This window comes from Microvirga sp. GN3 (assembly GCF_055792825.1).
Genome location: NZ_JBVVAK010000322.1, coordinates 1 through 3,178, shown reverse-complemented (window position 1 = coordinate 3,178; position 3,178 = coordinate 1). Strand labels below are relative to the sequence as shown.

Here is a 3,178-nt window from a genome sequence, read left to right as displayed (position 1 = left end):
ATCCACCTGCCGCAGTTTCGCGACGATGTCCTCGGCCGTGTGTCTCTTCTTGCTCATTCGCTTGTCCTCCATTCGGCTTGAAAGCCATACATCAGGGAGGACCACTTCTCAGGGGGCAGGCCAAATCCTTCCGTCCGCAGCCAGAAATTGCGACAGAACCGCTCTGTGATCCAGGCGCTGCCTGCCGCGGTGTTCGTGCGGGCATAGCGGATCACCGCAGGTACCCCCGACCACCAGGATAGTGCGCAGGCAGTCATCACTCATCGTCGAGATCCGCCCCACCCGTTCCTTGCCACCCGATGAGTTTGGCCGCGGTGTCAGTCCCAGTCACGCGGCCAACTCCCGGCCGGAGCGGAAGTGGGAGGGATCTGTGACAGTCGCGGCAAGGGCCATGGCGGTGATGAAGCCGACGCCCGGGATTGTCTCAAGCCTTCAGCTCTTGCGCTGACCCCGGAGAGGCAGATGATCCTGGGCTGTCCTGCCAGTCCGTCAACGCGCTGGTGGAAACGAGCATGCTGGAAACTGATAATGAAGCGCTGCGTTATCAGGGCGGCACGGAGAGTGTGCTGGACCGCATGAGGTTTTGCCATGACCATGTCGGAGATCACCAACAAGCTGAAATATGACATCTCGGATGCGCTCAAGCGCGTGGCCGGCAAGCTGTCCGGCCGCAAGGAAGGGCAGGGCGGCCAATCTTCCCAAGCGGGGGACCGGCCCGGCGTGAAGAAGTGAGCCGGTGCGATGGGGCGGTCGACCGCCCCATCGTGTGACGGAGCAGGGGGAACACTGATGCCAAGCTTCTTCCCCTTCCTTTCGTCAGTTTCAGGACCGGGGCTTGCGTACGCTCAAGGGTGTGCCATCGAAATGGCGGTTGTTTGCGGTCGAACGTGACCAGCTTCATGCTTAGTCGGATTTATCTGTTCGCGCTCTGAGAAGATACCCTGGTGACGTGAGCTGCTAGGCTGGGGACAGGGCTTGAGAAACGGTTTGCCATGCGACGCCCCACACGCCGGGAGATTGCCGCACAGGACCGCCAGATGCTGGACCGGCAGGCGCAATTTCGCGTGGCGGCCGATGCCGTGACGACAGTGCTTGCCGAGGTGCCTGAGGTCGAGGCGGTGGCGTTGATCGGCGCGGTTGCCCGGCCGTTGTGGCGGGAGGTGCCGCGGTTTCAGCCGTTCCGACACTGGGACGTTCCGGTCTGGCACGAATGCAAGGACATTGATCTGGCGGTGTGGCTCGATCGCCTGGACCGGCTCCAGCCCCTCAACCGGGCCCGCAGCGTGGCCCTCCACCAGCTGTTCACGGACAAGCAGATCGGGGTTGCTCACCATCAGGTCGAGATCTTCATTCTGCAAGGGGAGGTGAACGCCTATCGCGGCCGGCTCTGCCCCTTCTCGCAGTGCCCGAAGGGCAAGCAGGAATGCCTGGTCCTGGGTTGCGGGCAGGATCCGTTCCTGCAGCAGCACGCCAACTTCACGTTCTGGCCGGATGCGCTGGCACCAGATGGAATCATGCTCCTGTATGATCGGCGGCGCGGGATCCTGCGACGTGCCGCCGAGACACCGGCCGAGGGACAGGACGATCCTGTCGCGCCAGGGTGATGCCGATGGGGCGAGAAGGGGAGCATGAGGATCTATGGCATCCCTGTGAGCCATGGTGCCATGCTCCTTTCAGTGGCGCCCGATCAGGCGGAATGGCAGCGGTCCGGACCCGATCGGCGCCAACTGCCTGACAAATTCGAGTGCTTCTTGTGAAGAGCCCTCAGCCGTGTTCAGTGGGGATTGCGGCTCCGATAAAACGGGCAGCGCGGATTGACATATTTCGGAGCTCGCTCAGCCATCATGCCCCGGATGCAGTTGCGTCTCACCCCGCGTGGCCACCTCCTGCTGGAGGAGGCAGACGATGCGTCCACCCTGGATGACAAAGTGGTGGCACGGCTGGCCGAGGCGTTTGGCCGTGGCACCGGGTATGGGCTATTGCAGCTCGGAGCGGGCGAGGTTGGTCAATCCTTGCCGCCCGACCTCAAGTGGTGGCGCGATTTCGCCGTACGCTATGTAGAGGCGGTCTGCCTCCACGGGTCGGGTGGGACTGGAGAGACGCCGTCCGCCGCTTTCCTGTCCGCCATTGCCCCACCGGCCGAGGCCGAACTCGCCACGCTCGTCCTGACTGCCCCGATGATGCCGGGGGCGGAATACCTGAGCGCCGATATCCTGCGTCGGCTGTGGGCCGATCTCAGCACCGCGCTTGCCGCGTCGTTCACAGCCGCCGGAACGGATCTGCAAGCTTTTCTCAAAGCGCTGAACCCGGCCTGGAACCTGATCGGCCGGGTCCACTTCAATCTGGCCGAGAACCGCCGCGACCCGGAATGGCCTTTTGCCTTCCTGGCCACCTACACCACGCGCCTGTCGGCCCAGGCAAGGGCCCAGCATGTACCGCTCAGTCAGGCCTTGCGCGAATACGCCGGTGCCGCCCATCGAGAGAAATTGCTGTCGCTGCTGGTGCCGGTGCAGCGGGCGACGGAGCGCTGCGGCTGGCTCAAGGCCATGGTCGAGACCGGAGAGATCTTCCATCCCTTACGCTGGAGTCCGGCCGAGGCCGCACGGCTCCTGAGCAGCGTGCCTGACCTGGAAAGCGCCGGTGTGGTTGTGCGCCTGCCCGCCCACTGGCGCGCAGGCCGTCCATCGCGCCCGCAGGTCACCGCCACGGTTGGGACCCGCCCGCCGTCCGGCACAGGCCTTGACGCCCTCCTCGACTTCCACATGGACGTGACCCTGGAGGGTGAGCCGCTCACCGCCGAGGAAATGGCCACCTTGCTCGCCGGTACCGAGACGCTGGTGCTGCTGCGCGGCCAATGGGTCGAGATCGATCGTCCGCGTCTGGACCGTGCGATCCGCCGCTTCAAAGAGGTGCAGGACCTTGCCGAGCAGGAGGGGCTCACCTTTGTTGAGGCCATGCGCCTGTTGGCCAGCGCCGACGCCACCGGGGACGACGAACCCGCCGCGGTCGCCGAGTGGTCGCACATCACGGCCGGAGCGTGGTTGACTGAGACACTGAGGGCGCTGCGCAATCCCGACGGTGCCGGTGTTGATCCCGGCTCGGCCCTCAAGGGACGTTTGCGCCCCTACCAGAAAGCCGGCGTCGAATGGCTCCACCTCCTGAGCGGGCTTGGGCTTGG

At 64.8% G+C, this 3,178-nt stretch carries 3 protein-coding genes and 1 pseudogene; 3 read left to right on the top strand and 1 reads right to left on the bottom strand.

Annotation, left to right across the window (positions count from 1 at the left end):
- Positions 1-219 precede the first annotated feature (219 nt).
- Positions 220-432, bottom strand: a pseudogene (locus ACS5Q1_RS47275) (transposase); the annotation flags it as partial.
- Between the two features lie 156 nt (positions 433-588).
- On the opposite strand from ACS5Q1_RS47275, the gene ACS5Q1_RS47270 reads away from it, so the two are divergent.
- The 3 genes from ACS5Q1_RS47270 to ACS5Q1_RS47260 form a co-directional block, all read left to right on the top strand.
- Positions 589-732, top strand: coding sequence for a hypothetical protein (locus ACS5Q1_RS47270; protein WP_473103131.1), 144 nt, complete (start codon positions 589-591; stop codon positions 730-732).
- A gap of 260 nt (positions 733-992) precedes the next feature.
- Positions 993-1,604: a hypothetical protein gene (locus ACS5Q1_RS47265; RefSeq protein ID WP_473104689.1), complete on the top strand. Its 612-nt coding sequence runs from the start codon at positions 993-995 to the stop codon at positions 1,602-1,604.
- A 210-nt stretch (positions 1,605-1,814) separates the two neighbouring features.
- On the top strand, positions 1,815-3,178 hold a 1,364-nt coding region (locus ACS5Q1_RS47260), incomplete at its 3' end, for an SNF2 helicase-associated domain-containing protein (RefSeq protein WP_473104688.1).